Origin of the sequence: Marinitoga sp. 1155, from assembly GCF_001021175.1 — a bacterium.
Lineage (GTDB): Bacteria > Thermotogota > Thermotogae > Petrotogales > Petrotogaceae > Marinitoga.
The window spans coordinates 71,842-94,960 of the sequence record NZ_AZAX01000004.1; the positions used below are offsets into that span (position 1 = coordinate 71,842).

24 protein-coding genes are annotated in these 23,119 nt (G+C 30.3%); 22 read left to right on the top strand and 2 right to left on the bottom strand.

The genetic code is table 11. The features are described from left to right. The first annotated feature begins 123 nt into the window (after positions 1-123). The 17 genes from X274_RS02250 (at position 124) to X274_RS02330 (ending at position 15,068) form a co-directional block, all read left to right on the top strand. Positions 124-504, top strand: coding sequence for a phBC6A51 family helix-turn-helix protein (locus tag X274_RS02250; protein WP_047265173.1), 381 nt, complete (start codon positions 124-126; stop codon positions 502-504). Next, entirely contained in the window at positions 488-1,735 is a 1,248-nt protein-coding gene (locus tag X274_RS02255) for a PBSX family phage terminase large subunit (RefSeq protein WP_047265174.1), read from the top strand. The genes X274_RS02250 and X274_RS02255 overlap by 17 nt, the downstream gene beginning before the upstream one ends. 2 nt (positions 1,736-1,737) lie before the next feature. Further along, the gene (locus X274_RS02260; protein WP_047265175.1) at positions 1,738-2,952 is read left to right on the top strand and encodes a hypothetical protein; all 1,215 of its coding nucleotides are present in this window, start codon (positions 1,738-1,740) and stop codon (positions 2,950-2,952) included. A gap of 225 nt (positions 2,953-3,177) precedes the next feature. Then, positions 3,178-3,363 (top strand): hypothetical protein, encoded by a 186-nt coding sequence (locus X274_RS02265; protein WP_047265176.1) that lies wholly within the window; start codon positions 3,178-3,180, stop codon positions 3,361-3,363. 43 nt (positions 3,364-3,406) lie between these two features. Further along, positions 3,407-4,912 (top strand): hypothetical protein, encoded by a 1,506-nt coding sequence (locus X274_RS02270; RefSeq protein WP_047265177.1) that lies wholly within the window; start codon positions 3,407-3,409, stop codon positions 4,910-4,912. Beyond that, positions 4,897-5,178: a hypothetical protein gene (locus tag X274_RS02275; protein WP_047265178.1), complete on the top strand. Its 282-nt coding sequence runs from the start codon at positions 4,897-4,899 to the stop codon at positions 5,176-5,178. Before X274_RS02270 ends, X274_RS02275 begins: the two co-directional genes overlap by 16 nt. 104 nt (positions 5,179-5,282) lie before the next feature. After that, a complete protein-coding gene (locus X274_RS02280) occupies positions 5,283-5,882 on the top strand; it encodes a DUF4355 domain-containing protein (RefSeq protein ID WP_047265179.1) in 600 nt (199 codons plus the stop codon). An 18-nt stretch (positions 5,883-5,900) separates the two neighbouring features. Further along, positions 5,901-6,254, top strand: a complete 354-nt coding sequence (locus X274_RS02285) for a head decoration protein (protein WP_047265180.1) — start codon at positions 5,901-5,903, stop codon at positions 6,252-6,254. Positions 6,255-6,269: 15 nt separating this feature from the next. After that, entirely contained in the window at positions 6,270-7,289 is a 1,020-nt protein-coding gene (locus X274_RS02290) for a major capsid protein (RefSeq protein ID WP_047265181.1), read from the top strand. A gap of 64 nt (positions 7,290-7,353) precedes the next feature. Continuing rightward, the gene (locus X274_RS02295; protein WP_047265182.1) at positions 7,354-7,536 is read left to right on the top strand and encodes a hypothetical protein; all 183 of its coding nucleotides are present in this window, start codon (positions 7,354-7,356) and stop codon (positions 7,534-7,536) included. Beyond that, positions 7,508-7,828 carry a hypothetical protein gene (locus tag X274_RS02300; RefSeq protein WP_047265183.1) on the top strand — a complete coding sequence of 107 codons (321 nt, stop codon included), beginning with the start codon at positions 7,508-7,510 and terminating at the stop codon, positions 7,826-7,828. The genes X274_RS02295 and X274_RS02300 overlap by 29 nt, the downstream gene beginning before the upstream one ends. Then, positions 7,818-8,291, top strand: coding sequence for a hypothetical protein (locus X274_RS02305; RefSeq protein WP_047265184.1), 474 nt, complete (start codon positions 7,818-7,820; stop codon positions 8,289-8,291). Before X274_RS02300 ends, X274_RS02305 begins: the two co-directional genes overlap by 11 nt. Next, positions 8,284-8,664, top strand: coding sequence for a hypothetical protein (locus tag X274_RS02310; protein WP_047265185.1), 381 nt, complete (start codon positions 8,284-8,286; stop codon positions 8,662-8,664). The genes X274_RS02305 and X274_RS02310 overlap by 8 nt, the downstream gene beginning before the upstream one ends. Beyond that, the gene (locus X274_RS02315; RefSeq protein WP_047265186.1) at positions 8,665-9,630 is read left to right on the top strand and encodes a phage tail tube protein; all 966 of its coding nucleotides are present in this window, start codon (positions 8,665-8,667) and stop codon (positions 9,628-9,630) included. Positions 9,631-9,648: 18 nt separating this feature from the next. After that, positions 9,649-9,999: a hypothetical protein gene (locus X274_RS02320; protein WP_047265187.1), complete on the top strand. Its 351-nt coding sequence runs from the start codon at positions 9,649-9,651 to the stop codon at positions 9,997-9,999. A gap of 16 nt (positions 10,000-10,015) precedes the next feature. Continuing rightward, the gene (locus X274_RS02325; protein WP_047265188.1) at positions 10,016-10,516 is read left to right on the top strand and encodes a hypothetical protein; all 501 of its coding nucleotides are present in this window, start codon (positions 10,016-10,018) and stop codon (positions 10,514-10,516) included. Positions 10,517-10,520: 4 nt separating this feature from the next. Continuing rightward, entirely contained in the window at positions 10,521-15,068 is a 4,548-nt protein-coding gene (locus X274_RS02330) for a phage tail tape measure protein (RefSeq protein ID WP_047265189.1), read from the top strand. Between the two features lie 27 nt (positions 15,069-15,095). Here the strand turns inward: X274_RS02330 and X274_RS02335 are convergent, their stop codons facing one another. Next, the gene (locus X274_RS02335; RefSeq protein WP_197073313.1) at positions 15,096-15,488 is read right to left on the bottom strand and encodes a helix-turn-helix domain-containing protein; all 393 of its coding nucleotides are present in this window, start codon (positions 15,486-15,488) and stop codon (positions 15,096-15,098) included. A gap of 48 nt (positions 15,489-15,536) precedes the next feature. Further along, the gene (locus X274_RS12355; RefSeq protein ID WP_084822606.1) at positions 15,537-15,770 is read right to left on the bottom strand and encodes a DUF4258 domain-containing protein; all 234 of its coding nucleotides are present in this window, start codon (positions 15,768-15,770) and stop codon (positions 15,537-15,539) included. 90 nt (positions 15,771-15,860) lie between these two features. Between X274_RS12355 and X274_RS02340 the strand changes: the two genes are divergently transcribed. From X274_RS02340 to X274_RS02360, 5 genes are read left to right on the top strand one after another with little or no spacing between them, the layout of a single operon-like run. Next, on the top strand, positions 15,861-16,205 hold the full coding sequence (locus X274_RS02340; RefSeq protein WP_047265190.1) for a hypothetical protein: 345 nt from the start codon (positions 15,861-15,863) through the stop codon (positions 16,203-16,205). Further along, entirely contained in the window at positions 16,205-17,374 is a 1,170-nt protein-coding gene (locus tag X274_RS02345) for a phage head spike fiber domain-containing protein (protein ID WP_047265191.1), read from the top strand. The genes X274_RS02340 and X274_RS02345 overlap by 1 nt, the downstream gene beginning before the upstream one ends. Positions 17,375-17,417: 43 nt before the next feature. Then, complete coding sequence (locus X274_RS11435; RefSeq protein WP_052913135.1) at positions 17,418-22,064, top strand: hypothetical protein; 4,647 nt, start codon at positions 17,418-17,420, stop codon at positions 22,062-22,064. A gap of 12 nt (positions 22,065-22,076) precedes the next feature. Continuing rightward, the gene (locus X274_RS02355) at positions 22,077-22,313 is read left to right on the top strand and encodes a hypothetical protein (protein ID WP_047265192.1); all 237 of its coding nucleotides are present in this window, start codon (positions 22,077-22,079) and stop codon (positions 22,311-22,313) included. Between the two features lie 42 nt (positions 22,314-22,355). After that, positions 22,356-23,117, top strand: a complete 762-nt coding sequence (locus X274_RS02360; RefSeq protein ID WP_047265193.1) for a metallophosphoesterase — start codon at positions 22,356-22,358, stop codon at positions 23,115-23,117. The last annotated feature ends 2 nt before the right edge of the window (positions 23,118-23,119 follow it).

Consider the following 23,119-nt stretch of genomic DNA (forward strand, 5'->3'; position numbering starts at 1 on the left):
TGTGCTGATCTCTTTAAGGTGTTAGTGAGTGCCGGATTTTTTATACTAATCAGAATTATACTAATTTAAATTATTATATTGATTGTTTTTATTTTAAATGAGGAGATGAGAGAGGTGAGGTGAATGAAAAGAAAAGAGTTGAGAAAAGTTAATAAAAAAGGGATTTCCAAAAGACAACAGAGAGCAATTGAAATGTTACTAGATATAGAAAAAGATTATACAAAAAAAGAAATTGCTGCTAAACTAGGCATAAGTGAGACAGCATTATACAAATGGTTCAAAAAAGAAGAGTTTGTGGAAGAACTTAATAAACAGTCAGAAGAATTTTTCAAACGAAGCAAGAATATTGTAAATAAAGCTTTATTAAAAAAGATCATGAAAGGTGACGTTTCTGCAATGAGATTGTATTATGAAAAAGAAAATGAATTTGTTCAGAAACATCAATTCTCTGGAAACTTTGAACTTGTAATTGATGGGAATGAGATAAATGATTCTGAGAATTAAACATCCTGAAAAGATATTTAATGATGTATATTTTAAAAATTTGAAAAATAATTTTGGAACACAGATTTATTTTGGTGGGGCATCTTCTGGGAAATCTTTTTTTATTTTAGGGCAGAGGACAATATTAGATGTTTTAACTTCTAATAGAAATTTCCTTATTGTTAGAAATGTTGCGAGAACAAATAGACATTCTACTTTTAATGAAGTTCTTAAAGGAATAGCAAATTTTAATCTAAAAGATTATTTCAAGATAAATAAATCTGAGATGACAATTACAGCATTTAATGGTAATCAAATATTATTTGCAGGACTTGATGATGTTGAAAAACTGAAGTCAATTACACCAGCTAAAGGAGTAATTACAGACATAATAATTGAAGAAGCCACTGAGATAAGATACGATGCGTTTAAACAATTAACTAAGAGGTTAAGGGGTAAAAGTGATGTAAAAAAAAGAATTACTTTGATGTTTAATCCTATATATCAAGCTCATTGGATTTACAAAGAATTTTTTCAGGGATGGGTTGATGACAAAGAAGAATTTATTAGCAAAGAAAAAGATTTGTATATATTAAAAACAACGTATAGAAATAATAAATTTTTGACTATTGATGATATTGAAAGAATTGAGAGTGAAACTGATCCATATTATAGAAATGTTTATATTGAAGGAAATTGGGGAATTTTAGGTAATGTTATTTTCAGGAATTGGAAAGTGGAAGATACTTCTAAATATAATTTTGATAGGTATATTAATGGTCTTGACTTTGGATTTGCAAATGATCCAGCTGCATTTATAAGAATGAGTTTTGATAGGAAAAGAAATAGACTGTTCATTTTAGATGAAATATATGCGACTGGATTGGATAATGAAGAATTAGCTAAATTAATCAAAGAAAAAATTGGTAGTGAATTAATTACTTGTGATAGTGCGGAGCCAAAATCTATACAAGAATTGCGTAAATACGGTGTAAATGCACGTGGCGCAAAAAAAGGAAAAGGAAGTTTAGAAACAGGATATAAATTTTTACAAAAATTGGAAATAATAATAGATCCAAAATGTCAAAATACTATAAATGAGTTTACTGTACATAAGTGGAAAGAAAATAAGAATGGAGAAGCATTACCTATTCCGGAGGATAAAGATAATCATGCTATTGATGCTATTAGATATGGTATTGAAGATGAAATTATAGAAAATACATATATGGAAGAAGAAATGGAGTGGTGAAAATGAGATTTCATGATAAAATAGATTTTAAATTATTAGACTCAATGTTTAAAGATGAATTTGAATATGGACAAGAAGATGTGGATTTTTTATATAATTTCATTCCAAAATTTATTATTATGTCAATTGCTCTTACAATGCAGAAAAAAATTTCTCTTGTTGGTGATGGTAGTGAAAAAAATAAGGTAGATCAGATTTGGAATATATGGGAAAATAACAACATGCAAACTTTAAAATATGAAATTGCAAAACATTTTTTCTTATATAATCAGGTAAATTTGGAAGCAGTTCTTGAAGATACAGCAGATAAAGTTTTAGGGACAAAAATAATACTCCATCATCCAAATTCAGTTTCAATTGAAAAAGTTGCTAATGAAATAATTAAAGTTGAAATCCAAAGCGAAGTTTTCATTGAAGGTAAAAAAATACAAACGAAGAAGATTCTTACTGAAGAAGAAATAATAATTAAAATAGGAGATAAAGAAGAGAGAAAACCAAATTTATATGACGGGATCCCTTTTGTAAGAATTGATAATGAGAATTATAGAATAATTGGATTAATTAGATTACAGGATAGATTAAATTTATATGAGTCATATCTTGATGTTCTTTTTGATTTACATGCGGATCCAATTCTTTATGATGATTTAGGCGAATCTTTTATGGCAAAACAACAGGCAAACAAAGAAACAAAAATAATTATTAGCAAAGATAAAAGAAAAATAAGAAAGTTTTTACATTATCCAAGAGATTCTAAAGGTTTGAACATCCTTGAATCCAATGGAGCAATGGCTGAAAGAATACAAGTACAACAGGATAAAATTAATAAAACAATCGAAAAACTTTTTCCAGAGATAGTTTTAATGGAAATTTTAAAAGCTGGAGGGCAGATTACCGGTCCCGGGTTGGAAAAGAAACTAATAGAAATAAGTTCGCATATTAATTTAGCTCGAGGAGCTTTAAAAAACGGATTAGAAGAATTAAATGAATTAATAAGTTGGTTGATATTTGATCAAAAAATAAAAACGCAAATAGAATTTGAACCAATAACTCCACGTGATTTTGATGATGTAATAAATGAGGTTATTAAAGCTTCTGGAGTTTTAAGTAAAAAGTGGCAATTAGAAAAATTAGAAAAAGAAGGAATAATTGATAATGCTGAAAAAGAAATGAAAAATTTAGAAAAAGAAAATCAAGCTAATCCATTAGGATGGTGAAACAAGCCCTGAAAAGGGCTTGTTTTTTTATCCAAAGAGTATATAACCTAAAAGAGGAGGAGATAAAAAGAGTTTAAGTTACAAAAAAGTTAAAAATCTAAACGAAATAATTTCGTTTAGGTTGGAAACAGACGATACAAGAAAAATTAACAAATCATTTACAAAAGACACGTAGGAGAACAAACGACAAAAAACGCTAAAAACTGGGAAGAGAGAGTTGATTATATGATCAAAGTTGTTAATCAAACACCGATAGATGCCAAAATAAAGAAAAAAACATTATTATTATTGAAAGATTTGAAATCAAGAAAACAACTTTTACTGTTTCCAGATATGATGTTAAAAGAAATATTGGTGCCTTTAAAGGAAGAAGGAATAGAAATTGAAAAATATGAGTTGGCAAATGGATGATTAAATTAGCCCCGTTTGGGGCTTTTTTAGTAGGAGGATTAAAATGACAAAGGAAGAATTTGAATCTAAAATGTTGGAATTACGAAAAAATTATTTAAATACAGCAATAAATGATCTTGAAAATAAATATAGAACAGAATATATAAAATCATTCAAAGAACTTTATTATGATTTAAATAACAGAATAAAAAAATATAAAGATGATATGGGAAATATTAGGGCAATTTATTTAAATCAAATAAAAGAAGATTTAAAGAAAGAAATTAATAAGTTTTATAAAAGATATAAGGCTACGACATTAAATCTTTTAGAAGAATCAAGTTTTAGAGCATTCAAAGATACAAAAGAAATTTATTTTAAAACTGGAATGGAACAATTAGCTGAACATATAAAGTGGAACAAAAATATCATGGATTATTTGATTTTTTACAAAGCCCAAGATGGATTAACTATATCTGAAAGGTTATGGGGTCATTCAAAAAGAATAAGAGATAAAATATTTGATTCGTTGAAAAAGAATATTCTTGCGGGTGAATCTGTTTGGGATACAATGATGGAATTGCAAGAAATAAAATCTCCTAAAATAAAAATTCCAGAGTATTTAAAAAAAGAATTTGAGAAAATGTCTTATGAAAAAATAGAAGAAGTGATTAATTTATATACAGTAAAGAAAACAAATTATTTAACGAGAAGATTGGTAGAAGCAGAAATAGAGAGAGCATATAGAACAACAACATTAAAACTTGTTGAAAACAAAGAGTGGATTAAAGGAATGAAATGGAGTCTTTCATGGAAACATAAATATGGTGAATATCACTGCAATTGTGAAAAAAATGCAACACAAAATTCTTTTGGGCTTGGAAGAGGAGTATATCCAATAAAATATTATCCACCGGCTCCTGATCATCCACATTGTAATTGTTTCGATACGGAAGTTTTTGATGAAAAAGTTTTGGAAGATTATGGTATAATTGATAAAAGAGATAAAAAAAAGGACGATAATATGAGTGATAGGATTCTATTTGACAAAATGACAGATAAGCAACGAAATGAATTTTTATTAGAAAAAATTAAAGAAAAGAAAAGTCTAACTCAAGAAGAAGGAGATGCTTTAGAAAAATATTTGGATAAAGTAGATTGGGATAAAAGTTTTAAAAAGGTAGTAGATATTGAAAATCCAGAATATAAAATAGGTGAGAAAGTTGATTTACTCACTTATCATTATGTGAAACGTAGATATAAAGATAAATATAATTTTAAAAGTAAAGCAAGCTATAATGAAATGGTTAAAGATACGTTGAAATTTGGAAATATATATGGTATAATTAATGCAGAGCAATTTAAAGAAAGTCATGTTGCGGTACTTAATATAGTAAAAGTGTATTCTGAGAAGGAAATATCTAAATACATAGAAAATATGCCAAATTCAAAGAATTTTATTGTAATCGTAAATGTTTTGTTTGGGAATATAAAATCAGCATTTCCTAGAGAGGATAAATCTTTAAAAAAGAAATTAAAAAAGTGGGTGTTATTATGGAAAAGAAAATAGATGCTTTGATATACGCTTATAGGTATAATTCGGCAATAACTGATTATGAAGATGATCCATATTATGCTGAAGATGCAGCCCATTTTCGTAAAATGGCAATAAAAAAACTAAAAAAAATAGATGATCCTCGTATAAGAAAGGAAGTTAAAAAAATAATCAAAGAAACAGATCATATTTTAAAAAAAGAACAGAAAAATATAATTCGGATATTATCAGGTCTTTCTGATATGGATAAAAAAGAACTAAAATATTTAGAGAGAATATAATAAAAGCCGCTCAAATGAGCGGTTTTTTTTATTAATAGTATAAAATCATTCGGAGCCTTAGAGGCTCCTTTTTTTATTACAAAAATATTTTTGGAGGTGAAATAGTGAAAGGAAAAGAAAAATTATTTAATTTTAACTTGCAACTATTTGCAGATGGTGAGGGAGGTGAAAATGGAACAGAATCTCAAGATAATTCCACGGATGAAAAAGCTCCAAATAATGAACCAGCAAAAGATACAGAAAAAAATACAGAAATTGAATCATTGAAAACACAGATTTCAGAATTATCTAAGATTATTGAAGAATTAAAATCAAACAAGAAGACTGAACCTGAACCAAATAAAAACAAAGAAGATAAAGAAACTGATCCAATGAGTGAAATTGAAAAATTAAAAGCAGAGTTGGCCAAGAAAGATTTGATTTATCAAACAGAAAAGCTTTTAGTAAAAGAAGGATTTGCGGAATATTCGGAAAGTTTAATGCCAATAGTAATGAAAGATGATGTAAAAACTACAGAAAAGAACATAAAGACACTCAAAACTGTAATTGAAAAATTGACTCAGGCTAAAATAGAAGATTTAAAAAAAGGTAGGAGTTTGAAAGGAACAGGAAGTGATAATTTGGAACATTTGGAAAGTGAAATAGAAAATATTTTAAGTGTTGATAAGACAGGAATACCTAAAATAGAAGATTTTTGGAGATAAGAAAGGAGAGTGATTTAAATGCTTAATCAAAAAGATTATGCTGGCAGTGTAGCATTTTTAGTAAGTGATCATTATGTGATGTTAGGATGTGTAATTGATTCATCAACAGTAACGGCAGATTCCGATGGAGATAAAATCTTAAAAGCTGGAACAATTTTAGGAAAAATAACAGCAAGTGGAAAATTTGGACCGTATGATTCAACAGCAACAGATGGAAGACAAACTGCAGTAGGCATTTTAGCTCATGATGTGGATGTAACTAAAGAAGATGCAATGGTCAATTATTTAATTCATGGTGTCGTACAAGAATCAAAACTTACAGGTATTGATGCTACGGCAAAAACACAGTTATCCCATATTATTTTTATATAAGGAGCGTGATATAGAATGAAAACTATTTCAAATCTTTTGGAATCAAAAACATTTTTAAATTACATGTTGAATAGACCAAACAGAAAATTTTTAGGTGATGTCATTTTTCCAAGAAAAAAGATTGATTCACTATCTTTTGAATGGGTTAAAGGGGCAAATAATCTTCCAGTAATGGCTAAAGTTCAACCATTTGGTGCTGAAGCAGCTATTATGGGAAGAGATGGAATATCAACAGTTTCAGGGAAAATTCCAGTTATAAAAATTAAAAGAAGTTTAGACGAAGAAGAATATATTAAATTAAAATCTTTCCAAAAAAGAGGGTATGATATTCCAGAAAGTGTAATAAGAAAGATTTTTGATGACGTAACAGCTGTATTTGATAGTGTTGAAAATAAAATTGAATATTTAAGAATGCAAGCACTTTGTAAAGGAAAATTGGATTTTGCGAATGATGGATTAGTTTATACAGTAGATTATTTAATGCCGACAGAAAATATGCCAACAGTTGCAACTCTTTGGAGCGACACAACAAATTCAGATCCAGAAAATGATATTTACACATGGGTATCAATGGTTATCGAAAAAGGAGGAGCTCAGCCAACAAAAGCAGTAACATCTTTGAAGGTCGTAAATTATTTGTTAAGGAATGTAAATTTAAGAAAAGCAATATTTGGTGTGAATTCAGACAGATTACTCGATTTAAGAACATTGAATTCTTACTTTACTTCAAAAGGATTACCAGCCATAACACATTATGATCTTCAGGCAAGACAATTAGATGGAACACAAGTAAGATTTTTTGATGAGAATAAATTTGTATTACTTCCAGGTAATGGATTAGCAGGAGATACTCTTGTTGGACCAACAGCTGAAGCATTAGCAGAAGATGCAGGTAAAAAAATGAAACAATTAAAAGGAATTACAGTAGTACAATGGGAAACAACAGAACCAGTTTCATTATGGACAAAAGCAGCAGCAGCCCAAATTCCTTCTATGCCATATGCTGATTATACAGTAAGTGCTACAGTTATTTAATACAATCCGCTCTAACGGGCGGATTTTTTATTTATTCCAAAATTAAAGATTGGAGGTTGGATATATGAAATATAAGGTATTAGTGCCGTTAACTTTAGAAGGAAAAGTTTTTAAAAAAGGAGAAATTGTGGAATTAGCTAAAAAACATACAGTTAGCGATTTAATTAAAAGAAAAGTTATAGAGGTTGTAAAGATTTCAAAGAAAGAAGCTGATAATAATGACAAACTTGGAGAGAATCAGAATTGAACTAAGAGATTTAAATGGAAAAGTTTTTGCAGATTCAGAATTAGAAGCTTGGCTTGGTGATCATGGATTAAATAAAGACGATCTATATCTTGCAGAAAACAAATCTTATTTAATGCTTGCTGTTAGAGATGCTTTGAGACAATTACTTAGAGATTGGGATTCTGCAAAAACAACAATAAAAGGAGATTATCAAGAAGGATATTCGAAATCTGCATTGGCAAGTGAAATTGAGAGAATTACAAGAGAATATGAATGGGATTTGATTATTGGAGAGATGGGTTATGAAGATTGAAATTGTAGGAGATAAGAAGTTAAATAAAAAATTAAAACAATTAGGGAAAAATTTAGGGCCTTCTGGAAGAAGGAAGGCCTTTGGTATTGCAACATCTTTATTGGCTAATTATTTAAAACTTTTATATGATAAAGAATTAAATTCATCTAAAATAAAAAATAAAGTTTTTACAGAAATTTCTTCTGAGCATGGAAAGGTTTATACTGATCAAATACATGCAATATTTTTAGAGTATGGAACTAAAGCTCATGATATTTTTCCAAAAAGGAAAAAAGCTTTGAGTTGGTATATAGGACCAAAACCAAAACCACAAGGATATATGGGAGATAAAAAATATTGGGCAGTGGCTAAACATGTAAGACATCCAGGAACAAAAGGGAAGTATTTCTTTGCGAGAACATTGAAAGATAATAAAGAAAAGATTCTGATAATCTTTAAAAAAGGAATGATGGAAGATGTATAACGATTTATTAAATTCAATAAAATTAAGCTTAGAAAGCATGGCATATAATAACAAAAATATTTTTCAAAAAGTAGGGATAGGAGCTTTAAAAGCAGATGATTATTTATCTTCGGCTTCAATTTTTTTAGATTCATCAAACCACCAACAAATGACTTCATTTAGATATGAAATTAATGTAAATGTTGATATAGTATGTGTATTTTCAATGAGTAGAGGAGAAAATCCAGAATTATTTTTTCAAGAAAAATATGATATTATAGAAGTTTTAGAAAAGTATTTTAAAGAGAATTATCAGTTGATGAATACAGAATTTTCTTCTGATGAAGAACATCTTTTTGTTATGTTCAGAATAAAAACAAGCGAGGTGAGATAAATGGCATATACAGGTGCAAAATCAAGTGTATTACTTGGAATAGAAAGTAGCTTCGCAACCGAAGCAACAGTGAAATATAAGTTACCCTTTAAAAGCGAAAGTTTAAATCACAAAATAGAAACTGCAAAATCTGAGGCATTACTTGGAATAAGAGGAACAAAATCATTAGTTCCGACGAAAGAAGGAGCAGAAGGTTCTTTGGAATTAGAAGCATACCCAACAGCAAGTGGATTGGCATTTTATCTTGCATTAGGTAAATCAGTGTTAATGGACCCTGATTCCACACCTTCAAGTGGAGATGAATACACAAAAATAACTCCTATTGATTTAACGGCAGATATACCAAGTGCAACAGTACAAGTAGATCATTCAGGACAGAAGATGAAATATTTTGGAATGAAAGTAAATTCATTAAAGTTTAGTGGTGCGGTTGGTTCAATACCTTCAATCAATTTAGATTTGGTTGGTAAAGAAGAAGTGATTGGAGCAGCAACACAAGGAACTATAGTCGATGTAGATCCACAACCGTTTTTCTTCAAAGAATTAATATTATATACAGACGAATTTGTTACACCTACAGATTTATATTCAAGTATCGAACTTAATATTGCAAACAATTTAGATACAGATGACTACAGACTTGACGGAACAGGAAAAAGGAAAACATTAGAAGCAGGTAATCTTGAAATAACTGGAAGTCTTGACATTATATTTGATGCAAGTGTTATTTCCGGAGAATATACAAAATTCAAGAATTTTCAAGATGCTCAATTAGGGATTAAGTTGGAAAAAACGACAGGAGAAAAATTGGAAATATTCTTACCAAGAGTAAATTTCAGTGAAATGACACATGATATCAGCGGAGCAGAAAAAATAATGATTAAAGCAAACTTTACAGCATTAATTCCAACTTCAGGAGATATAATTGAGATTTCAGATTATCAAAATACAACAGGAACATATTAATGATTGGAGGTAGAGAGTATGGGATTATTTGCAAGTGAAAAAACTACAAAAATTTATTTTGAAGAAGGCAGAATAATTGAAAAAGAAACACAGGATTACATTGAAGTGTTAGAAGAATTGAGTTTTGAATTAGGTGAAGAAATTAAGAAAACAGTTACACCAAAAGATTTAGTAATTAATGCAGATGGAAGTTATAAAATGAATGTGGAAAATTCTGTACAAGTTCCTTTAAATGTTTTGGTAAAAGTTATAAAAGGTTGGAGCGAACAAGTTCCAGTTACAGTTGAAAATTTAAAAAAGCTTGATAATAATATAATAAATAAATTATGGATAAAATTGCAAGAGATGTACGGATTAAGCCTCCGATGAAAGGAGGCTTTTTCTTATGATATATGAATTTGGAAATGATTGGATAGAAACAAAAGAACCAAAAGAATTGAGGATAAAAGAAAAAATATTTTTTGAAACGCAGAAATATGCAAAATTATTACAGAGTTATATATTAAATTGGAACATAAAACAAACAATAACGGAGAAAACAATAAAAAAAGTTAAATATAGATATATTGAGACTATTTTAAAAGATATAGAGAATGAAATAAAGAAATTCAATGAGGTTGTATTAAAAAATGAGAAACAAATAGCAAAAATATTTTATATTACGTTTAAAGGGCAAAAGGTATTAAGGCATGGAGAAGAATTCTGGAATTATTTAAATTCTATATTCTTTGAAATTCCATATTTTTTTGATCATAGAGGAAACATAATACATCTTCCAAGTTTAGGTGGGATTGAGGAACAAGAATGGGAAAAAATGAAGATAATATCTTTGGCTCAATCAGGGCTTAAAGAGGTGATTACAGAAGCAAACAAAAAAGGTAGGTGAAATTATGAATACTGCAAATCTTGCAATAATATTAAGTGCAATAGATAAAGCAAGTCCTCAAATAAATGCTGTAGCTAACAGTTTCGAAAGAGTTAAACAAACCGCTGAACAAGCAAGGAAAGCAGCTACTATAGCCTTAGGAGCTATAACAACAGCAGTAGGTGGAGCTACTAAAACTTTTATGGATTTAGAAAAGAAAATTAATAACGTCAAAACAATGTCAAAAATGACATTTTCAGAAATGGAAAAAGGGCTATTAAAATTATCTTCTAAATATGGAAAGTCTGCAACTGATCTTGCTGATGCTTTATATGATATAGTTTCTGCTGGATATGATGGAGCAAAAGCTATGCAGATATTGGAGAGTTCTATTAAAGGAGCAACTGTAGGGGTCTCAGATATTCCAACGGCAGTTAGCGCAACCTTAACAGTATTACGTTCCTATGGAGATGAAATAAAAAATGCTGATGAAGTCCAAAAATTGATGTTTGCGGGTGTTCAAAAAGGTAGATTAACAATGCAAGATTTAGCACAAAATATAGGTGAAGTATTACCTATTGCTAAAAGTTTTGGGGAAAGTTTTAAAACAGCTTTACTTACATTAAGTTTTGGAACTCAGGTATTTGGAGGGCAAGCTGATCAGACCGCTAATAGATTGCAAAATCTATATCAAGATTTGCAAACAAAATCATCAGCCTTTGAAAAATTAGGAATTAAAGTGTATGATGCTCAGGGTAAATTCTTAGGATTGAATAAAGTTATGGAACAATTATATAAATTAACTGAAGGTAAGTCAACAGCAGAAATGAATTCAATATTAAATTCTCTTGGTGTATCTGATACAGCACAAGAGATGATTTTAGCGATAATAAACAATTTTGAAGATTATAAAAGCACATTGGAAGATGTTGGTAATATAGATTTTGAAAGCAAACTTGATGAACAATTAAATACATTATCTAACTCTTGGGATAAACTTAAAGAAAGTACGATAAATGTAGTTAGAATATTTGGCGGAGCAATATCTCAAAGGATGAAATCATTAATTGATAATGTAAATAAAATTATTTCAGGAATAGGCGATTGGATCAATAAAAATAAAGATTTTGTTGCATCTTATACTTCAACTGTTGTAAAAATATTATCTATTTCATTAGGGTTGCTTATGATTCCAAAAATAATAGCATTGATAATGAGTCCTGTAACTTGGTTATTAGTTGGAGTTGCGTTGTTAGCAGCTGCATGGACATTAAATTGGGATGGGATAAGAGATAAAACAAAAGAAGTGTGGGAGAAAATGCAACCATGGTTAGAAGGTTTAAAAGATATAATGCAAGGAATTATAACTCTTGATTGGAATAAAATTGATATAGGTATATCTAAACTGGAAAATCTTTCAAAAAATACAAAAACAAAAATAGATGATTTTGTTGTAGATGTTTTAAAAGTTACTTTGAATTTTGCAAAAGCTGTATGGGAAACAGCTAAAGAAATATGGGAGAAAATAAAATCTTATTTTCCTGAATGGTTGAAATCTGCAACAAGTGAAGAAAGTAAAGGTGGAAAAAGTATAACTTTTGGAGAGGTGTTCTCTCTTATCGTAAATATAGGAAAAATAATTTTTGGAACCATAGGAGAAAAACTTGGAATTGATTGGAGTAAGGTGAAAAATGAATTAGATGCGGATGGAGATGGGAATTTAACTTTTAAAGAAATTATTTTTGGATTAATAGTAAAAGTATCAAAGTTTATTGTGGATACAATTAATCAAGGCGTTTCATGGGTATGGGATAAAGTAAAAAATGTATTAGATCCAGATAATGACAATCAATTTACATGGAACGATATATTTAGTTTATTAGTGAATATTGGAAAAGTTATTTATGATTTGATTTCAGGATTTATTATCGATTTAAAAAATGTGAAAGATAAATTAGGAAATGAAATAACTTATAAAGATACAAAATCATTGAGGTTAATGTTAGAAACACTTTATTTGATGGCCAATGCTTTGGAATGGGCAAAAGGTATGAAAGCTAAAATAGCAACTTGGATAGCTTCGGATGCAGCAAAAAAATCAATAGCAGGTAAAACCGCGCGTTTTATTTTAAATATAGGGAAAGTATTTATTATAGCAGATTTTGTATGGGCATTGGTGCCAGATAAAGTAAAAAATAAGATTGATGAAGTAACAGATGATTTTGCAGAATGGATAAAAAAGAACGGAGGAATGTTAGGCGGATTAAAAGATATAATAAGTGGATATTTTGATAATTTGGGTGAAGATGATTTAACTGTTCCATTGACAATTGGAATTGCATGGGGATTAGCTCCTGGAATTTTAGCTACCTTAGCTAAAAAAATAAGTCCATTATTAAAACCTGAAAAATTAGCTCCGGCAATAAATGCGCTATTAAACCCATCAACAGCGGGACAAAAAGCAGTAAATCTGGCATCAGGATATGTTTTAGCTACTATTGGAATGGCTTTAGCTATTAACGATATAGTAAATAATACTTCTGAAAATTGGCAAGAAAAAACATTAGATATTATTTTAGCAGTAGCTTTTGGAACATTGGCTGGTCTAGTAACAGTTAACCCAGCATTAGGTGCTGGGGTATTTACATTTACAATGAGTATTTTGCCCAAAATACATATATTAAGTCCTGAATATTTTAAAAATAAAAATGTATTAAAAGATTTTGAAAAATTTGCAAAAGGAACTGCGGAAATAGACCAATATAAAAAAGCATTCTTAGAAAATCCGAACGAATCAACAAAATTAGCACTTTCGTCAAAAGTTGCAGAAGTACAGGAGTTAGCAACAGCTTTATTACAAAATCCGCAAACTAAAAAGATCATAAGCGAAGATCAATTAAAATATATCGAATATACTTCAGAAAAAATCAATGAAATGGGGAATGCGTTATATAATGCAAACAAAAGAATATCAGAGCTCGTCGAAATTTTAAAAGAATTTGGATACCTACAACTCAATGATATAATAACTCATAAATACGGTTATATCCCAAGTTTTGCCACAGGAGCAATATTAGATAGAAATGGATTTATACATGGCCCGGGAACCGAAACGTCAGATAGTATTTTGGCAAGAGTAAGTAAAGGAGAAGCTATTATTAACGCAAGAAGCACGAAAAAATATAGAGATTTATTAATCGCAATAAACAACGGTACTTTGAAATTGCCAGGATTCGCAGAAGGATACGTGGAGCAAAATTTAAGTTATTTATCTAAATTCGATAAAACATTGCCAGATCAAATAAAAGTTATTTTAGAAACGACAGCAAAGCACGCACAAGATACAGAAGAATATAAAAAGATGGTAGATTCAATTGTAAGTTTGATTAAGATGAATAAAGATATGAATAAACAAATAGAAGATTTAAAAGGTGAAATTCAAAGGCAAATTTCTGAATTGAAGAAAAATACAGATATAGTAAAAAATAGTAAAACAAGTAGTTTAGGTATAGGGAATTTCAGAGCTACTACAGAGGAAAATCTTAATCCATTTAGAGAATTAATAGGAAAAATTATTCTTAAATTAAATGATAATCCTCAAACTAAAGCATATTATGATTTTCAAAAAGACCAACTAGGAAGTTTGAGCCAAATATTCAAAGGCGGATTTGATATATTAACAGGAAGTATAAGGAATATAGGTAGTTTAGTTGCTGATGGAATCGCAAAAACTCCATGGGCACAAAGTATTGCAAACTGGACAAAAAAACAGGTAAATTCTGCAGGACAAGCTATTGGCGGTGCTATGTCTGGAGCTGGTAATGCATTAGGAAATCTCGGCAGTCAAATAAGTTTAGGTCCTGTTTTTGATCCAATATTGAATGGTTTAAAAGGAATTTTCAGCGGTATAACAGGATTATTTGGGCAAACGTTCGGACCTATAGTTCAATCACTTATGAGTCTCGGAAATGTTGTTGCTATTCTTAACCCTATTAATACAATAATTGAAGCATTAATGGCGGTATTAGGTCCATTAATAAATGGAGCATTACAACCGTTTGTAAATATCCTTAAAGCTTTCGGGCAGATGTTAGGAACATTACTTGTGCCATTACTTAATCCGCTTTTTGCAGGACTTCAAGCATTTGGAGCAATTTTGACATGGATATATAACGCAGTGCTCGTTCCTATCGGAAGAGGATTTTACGTTGTTTTTGGAATGGTTGCTAATGCTTTTAATTGGTTATACAATGTGGTTTCAGATGTAATTCGAGGTTTAACTTTTGGAACAGTAAATATTGGAAAAAGAGCAGTAAAAAGTATGGATGCAATAATGAAAGAAGCAAATGAAAAAATAGCAAAAGTAGATATGAATGTGGATCAAAATGTAGAGAATTCTTACCAAAGTCAATATACTTCAACAGTTCAAAGAAGCGGTCCGGAAGTTATAAATAATTACATTAATTTTAATGCACCAGATAGTTTTATATTGGACGGAAAACAAACATTCAAAGAATTTTTAGCAGAGACAATACAAGAATTATATAATGAAGGGCAGATTAAGTTTGCATAAAAATAATGGGGAGATTTTCTCCCCATTTTATTTTACCAATGTACTATTTAAAAATTCTTCTATGTTTTTTTGAGTAATTCTATATGTTTTTCCAACTCGGGAAGCTCTAATTTTTCCTGTTCTAATGTATCTTCTTACAGTATCAGAATTTACTTTTAATATTTTAGCAACTTCAGCGGGAGTGTAAACTTTTAAAGAATCAGCATCGTTTAAAGATTCAACTTGAATATTTTTAGGAATATATCCATAAGTTTCTTTGAAATCAAGAATTTCTATTCCTATAACATTTCCATTTTCATCAATGTCAGCATTGAATGTCATATCATCATTTAAAGATATTGTTTTAACTATTTTATTATTTTTCTCTTTTGAAAAATAAATATATGCAGAATCGGTTGATTTTTCATAAGTCATTCTCATGATCATACCTCCTTTGAATTCGATTTTTCTATATAAAGTGAGCCGGGATTAACCCAGCGTCACAGTTATTACAATTTTTTTGTTATTTTCTTCAACATAAACAACACGGACAATTTTAGAATTAAGAGTTTTTACTGAAATCCTTTTATTACCTTTTCCGGGGTGGATGATATCTGGATTCTTAAGTGTTTCAAGTACATCATTCTTAGATATTCCTCTTTCCTCGGCTCTTTGCAGGGCGTGGAGACTAAATTCAATATCTATAATACCACCTCCAAAGATTTATTTACAATATTATTATACAACATTTTATATATTTTGTCAAGTGTTTATATGTGTTTATGATATTTTATATTTGAAAGGAGTGGAAATATGGTAAAAAGTGAAATAAGACCAAGTGAAATACAGATTATAAACGTTATGGATGATGTTAGAAAAGGAAAAGTGAAAGTAAAATATGTATTCAATTACAATATCACAGAAGTGCAAGAGGAAGTAACAGAATTTGATGAAGACGGCAATGAAATACAAGTAACAAAAATAATGTATGAATACGAACAATTTATATTTGAAAGCGAATTTGATTTATTATTTAAAAATATAATACCTCAAATTTTGAAGACTATGTATGAAGAGAAAAAGACAGAAATATTGAATAATATTGCTTTAGCAAACACAGAATTACCAAAAGAAATAAGTATCGGTGGTGGTGAATAATGGCACTCGTAAAAACAGACTACGGATTAATATATAATGATGATGGCAGTTTGTGCGTAACAGTTAGAGATGATGATATACCTTTCAAAGGTGTGAAAAGTTTTGCAGTAGAAGAAGGGACGACGAATTTGTTATCAGGAACACCAACTTCCGAATATTACGGAATAAAAAATCAAAAAGGTTATGAATTTACTTTTACCGCTAATTCAGATAATACAGTTCCACATTATTTGAGATTTTTGCTAGGAAATGTGATTACTAAACCGGGCATTCAATTAAGTTTTTATTTAAAAAAAACATCAACTGCATCACAAATTCGTTTTAATCTTGGAACGAATGAAGGTGGGAATACAAATTATTTTTGGGGAGAATTTGTATTAACATCAGAAACATTACAAAATGTTATGCAAGGGGGAGTTAGAGCAAGCGTTAGGGATGCTGGAGATTATTGGTATATTACTATCGGTAGTGATACGGTTGATACATCAAAATCTTCTTATTTTGTTGATTTTGTTATGTTACCAACTGATATTAATAAAACTTTAATTATTAAAAATGTACAACTCGAGGAAAAAAAATTCCCTACAAGTTTTGTGGATGGTTCAAGGAATACAGGAAGATTTGGAATAAAACTACAACAAAAATCTGAAAATATGATATTTTTATTTATGACTAAAATGCTAACTTCTTCTGCTGGAAAGATGTTATTCAGTTTCGAACCAGAAGATGGTTGGGGCTCAGCAGTTGGAGTAGATGGATTGTGGCTTGGACCGTATGAAAGCAATGTAATAAAAATACGTTCTCATCACACAGACGGATCGTATTATACGCTTTCTACAGGAATTGATGGAACTACATTAGTTGGTAAATGGATTTTGGTTGCTATAATACTAAATGGAACTTCTTTGATTTTAAAAATCAAAGGTGAGGATTTGGATTATTCAGGAACATTAATCATGCCATCATCTTTTTCTTCTGGAACTGCGGATACTATGTATTTTGGCACATGGCGAGATGTCAATTCTGACTTTTTTTCGTTATTATCAGCGCGCTTTTCAAATATCTACATCGGCAACTATGACCCGACAGTTTGGACAGATGCATATATTCAAGAGCTTTATAATGCTAAAAGACCTTTCTCCGTTCCTGCGAAGTTACCTATAATCTAAATTTCTGGGGGACTATCCCCCATTTTCAAGTGAGGTGAAATAAATGTTTGAATCACTTAATATAGATACAAATTTTCTAAGTTACTACAGACACAAAACAAAATACAAAAAAATACTATTTTATGCAAAAATTGATGGTGTAAATTGGTATGATTTGAGCGATTACGTGCAAAATGTAAAAACAAATAACAAAATACAATTACTTAATAATGCGGTAATAGATACAGCAACAATAACGGTAAAAAATGAGAATAACGCTTTTACTTCTACACAATACAATGACGTATTCGACCCAACAGTTGGAAAAATTAATGGAGCAATAAACGATGGCTATCTTAATAAAGTGTGGGAAGTGAAATTATATGTTATAGTTAATAAATTTCAGAATGGGATAGAATTACCAGCAAATGCAATAGAATATTGGAGAGAAACTCTACTTGGAGCTTTAAATAATACTTTACCAGCTGGATATATAGAACAACCAGAAGATACTTTCACGATTGCTATACCTTTGTTTCACGGTTGGAAAACACAAAGAGCTATAAAAGAAAAACACAAAAAAGCAGAAATAGAGTTAAAGGATATACTATGGATAACAACACAAAAAAAATTGGAATACCCATTATTATATACACAAATGACACCAAATGCTATAATCTCGGATTTACTTAATAGGTGTGGTTTAGATGTTAATTATCAAGATTTGCAAAGTTTAACGACCACATTTGATGTTTTTATTGCGGATAAGGATAGGACATATTGGCAAGTAATTCAAAAAATAGTAGAAGCAACCGCTGGGAGAATAAGCACAACGCCAGACGGAAAAGTAATATATAGAACAAGAATTGAAAACTTTATTGAGCCAAGTCCTGTTATAACAATTAATCAGGAAGATTTCAAAAATTATAATCTTTCAAATCAAAAAAAATATAACAGAATAAAACTTGAAAGTGAAGGTTTTGAAATAGGAGCAACAACCGAAGCAGTAATTGATACAGACTTACAAGGAGATAATGCGATAATTAAAGCAACAAAACAAGGAAGATTTGAATTAGAATATACAAGTGATTATATCAAAAACCCTGATACTACAGTATTCTTAACGGTATATCAAGGTGAAACATTGGTTTCTGACAGAGAAGCTTTCACGGCTGGGAGTGATAACGGATTAATTAGATTGGATGAACTTACAGCATATCCAGACAAATTAATCTTAAAAATCACAAATTTATCTTCGACTGTAGCTTATACAATTAAACATGTTAAATTCAACGCAATACCAATCAAAAAAATAAGTTTGAATAATGTAATAAGACCAAACCTTACAAGCGAACCGGATTCTGAAATTGGCTTAAAATCTCATTATTCATCTGAGGCGATGCTTTCAAATGTCGCTGATGTAGTAGAAGATAATTTAAACAAAGAAATTAATTTTAATTTGCAAATGAATGAGTTTTATCCGGATATTTATGCTGGAAATCTTGTTAATTTGAGTATATCCGCAAAAGGTATTACAAGTGGTGTTTTCATTATCGATAAAGTAGAACATTCGCTTGAAGCAAACAAATTCGAAACGAAATTGAATGTCGTAGAATGGAAAAATATAAACTTTGATATATCAAACAAAGAAATAACACAACAAATAGTTTCAAAAGAAATACAAAAACCTAATGTTGCAAAGACTGTAGAAGAAATTTCTGGGGCAGTTCAAGAGCTTCAAACACAAACGCAAGAGGTAGATGAAAGAACGAGCTTTTTAGATAGAGCAGAACCTTCAGCACCTGCAAATCTTGCGTTAACAACGATAAATGAAAATGGATTAAGCTTTATAAAAGCATCTTGGGATGCAAATATGGAAACAGACTTGATTGGTTACGAATTAGCTTGGAGCTATGACAGTATTGATTGGAATTATATTAAAACATCAGAAACTCTTGTGAAGTTTGAAGTAGCAGGAAACAAAACAGTTTACGCAAAAGTTAGAGCATTAGATGCAGAAGGCAAAAAATCGGTATGGAGTGCAGTGCAACAAATAACAAGCGCAAAAGATGAAATACCGCCAGCAATACCAACCGGTTTAATTGCAACAGGATTGTTTCAAAAAATACAATTAAAATGGAATGAAAACACAGAAGATGATTTCAAAGAATATGAGTTACAAGTTGCAACCGATAATACTTTTACATTGAATGTTGAAAATATCAAAATTTCGGCAACTAATTTTGTTTATGCTGGAAATACAAACGCTACTTATTATTTTAGAATAAGAGCAATTGACGAAAGTGGAAACATGAGCGCATGGAGTGCTGCGGTTAATGGGACTACAGCAAAGGTATATGATGAAGATTTAGAAAGCCAAAGACTTACAGATGCAGAAAATGCAATTAATCAAAATGCAACAGATATTGCGACTTTGAATAATAGCACAATACCGAATCTACAAATTGATATACAAAATAATAGAACAGATATAGATAGCTTGAATAATACAACAATACCAAACTTGCAAAATGATATATCTAATAATCAAACTCAAATCGATGATTTGAATAATAACACAATACCAGAATTAAATGAAAAACTTTCATATAAAGCGATAGCACTTCCGGAAGGTGCAATAGGATATTGGACTACATCTTTGCTTGATGACGTGAATAATATAAAGCCGGTTGGGTATGATTATGTAAATCTAAAAAGTATTATTCAAGTAGTAGAAGATAATATACCAAACGGAACAATAACAGAAACTAAAATAGCTGATAATTCTATTTCTACACCAAAATTACAAGCGAATTCTATATCTTCTGATAAAATAATTACAGGAGCTATAACAACAGCAAAAATAGCAGCTGGAGCAGTTACTGCAAATGAAATAGCGGCAAATTCTATATCAGCAACTCATATCCAAACAGATGCAATTACAGCAGATAAAATTTCAGTAGGGGCAGTAATAGCGGAAAAAATAGCAACAGGCGCTATATTAGCAGAAAAAATTGCAGCTGGAGCAATTACAACTGAAAAAATAGCTGCTGGAGCTATAACCGCAAATGAAATAGCAACGAGTGCTATAACGGCGGATAAAATAGCGGCAGGAGCAATTACAGCGGACAAAATTTCAGCAAGTGCGGTAACTGCAGAAAAAATAGATGTAAGTGCTATAACTTCCGATAAAATCGCAACAGGAGCTATAACAACGGAAAAGGTTGCAGCGAACGCAATAACTGCAAATGAAATTTCTGCAGGAGCAATTACGGCGGAGAAGGTAGGAACAAATGAAATAATTGCAAATATAGCTAATATAAAAGCTGGAATAATACAAGAAGCGCATATTGCGGATGCTGCAATTGCAGAAGCAAAAATAAAAGATGCAGCAATAACAAATGCAAAAATAGCAGATTTAGCAGTGGATGATGCAAAAATAGCAAGTTTAGATGCGAGTAAAATTACGACAGGTTTTTTGGATGCGGATAGAATAGAAGCAGGAAGCATTACAGCGGATAAATTAATAATGCAACCAGCTTTCGGACTTCCAAAAGGTGCTATTGCTTATTTTACAAATAGTCTTGTAGATGAAATTAATCAAATTATGCCAGTTGGATATACAGAAGTTAATCTTGCACCAACAATCACACTAACGCCAGAAAATGCGCCAGCGGGAAGTATAATTGGTGATTTGATGGTAGCAGATAAAATATATGCAAATCATATGAATGTTAGCCAATTGTCAGCAATTACAGGCAACGTCGGGATTTTAAATTCTGGAAAAATTCAAGGAAATACAGGAACAACAGAATTCGATTTAGATAATGATAAAATCTCAATAAGTAATGGAGATATTGAGATCGGGAAAGGAGTATTGTCAGATAGTTCTGATGGAATAAAAGTAAATGGAAAGATTGAAATAAATGATTCTTCAGGTAATAAAAGTATTTTGTCAGGAACAGGTATTAGGCAGATTTATGCTTTAACAGCAATAGACCAAATAGATAGTGCGAAAAGTTTATCGATACCAATTTACATCCCGGATAACGCTTCAGGAACAACTACAGGAACAGGAATAGCTAGAATAATAGTAAAAGCGGAAAAATTCAGAGCATACTCAAAAGGAGCATCTTCTGGAGGTAGTTCGTCAGTTACTTCGGGCTCGAGTCTCCCAACAAATATGACAGTAGCAACAGGTGGTGCAACTTGGTTGAACATAGATGTGAATATTGGAGACACTTTTTCGGCTGATGCAGCAGGGAGTCATACACATTCATACTCAGATTGGACGTATACGAATGGTTATCATAGCCATACTCTTAAAGATGATTTTTCAGGTACAAATTCTGCAGGTTCTCATCAACATTCATTTAGTGGTTCAACAGGAAGTGCAGGAAGTCATGCACATTCTATCGGTGTATCGCAATTTAATCATACGCATGATGTTTCAATTTCAGATTTAAATCATACGCATTCAGTATCTATTCCATCGCATACACATAGTTTAACGTATGGAATTTATGAAAGTACAGCAACAGCAACGATTACAATAAAAAAAGGAACAACAACTTTAGGAACAGTGGCGACTGATAATGAAATAACTATAACAAATCAAACTGTGTCTAATGGAGATAAAATAGAAATTTCAGCGGATAACCTTACGAGAGTACAGGTTTATATATTTGTAGAATATCTACTACAATATTAAGGAGGCAAAAATATGATAACTATTCAGTATGGAAATAATCAATTTCAAAATTTAAGTGAGGTTAGAGAAAATGTTGAAAACAAACAAGTTTTTGTAACTATTAAAGAAATAGTTCAAGAAAATTTAAACATCGGTGAAAATTTACTCATAAAACAGGATGAAAATATATTATTAGAAAAAAATATAAGAAATATATCTGTCATAAAAGATTACCTTGCAGGGCAAACAACTATTATGTTTCAATATTAAACGAACCCTTCGGGGTTCTTTTTTTTATATGGAGGTGGAATTTTGGAAGTTGCAACATATGAATATAAAAAAGATTTTATTGATATTATTCCAGTTGGTGATCTTCATATTGGAAGTGAAAACTCTGATATCCATGATGTAATAAAAGCATTAGAAAAAGAAGAAGGTAAAATCATATTTCTTGGTGATCTCATAGATAATGCGATAGTTAATTCTTTAGGAGATGTGTATTCGCAAAAAGATAACCCACAAGGTACATTGAAGCAAATTAGTAGTTTATTTGACAAATTCAAAGATAGAATACTAGGAGTGGTAGGAGGGAACCATGAAAGAAGAACATGGAGAAAAGTTGGTGTTGATCCAATAGCATTATTATGTCAAGAAAAAAACATACCTTATACAGATGATCTTATGGTTATAGATATTAATTTAAAAAATGGTAAAAAATTAGTTGGACAAAAAAACAGAATTAATTACAAAATAGCTTGTCATCATGGTTCTTCAGGTGGAAGATTTCCTGAAAGAAGTATGAGGCAACATCGTTATTTTTTTGATGTAATATCCGGAGTAGATATTTACCTAACAGGACATACTCATATTCCAGAAATGCATAAATTTTCTATATTTGAATATGATTCGAAAAATAAAAAAATCAGAAAAAAAGACATAGTTGGTATAACTGTTCCATCTTGGACAGATGAAAAATATGCGGTGCAAAAGTTACTTGCACCGACAGCAAGAGGGATGTTTAAAATAAGATTGTTTGCAAACAAAACGCAAAAAATAGAAGTTTTAGCGAGGTGAAA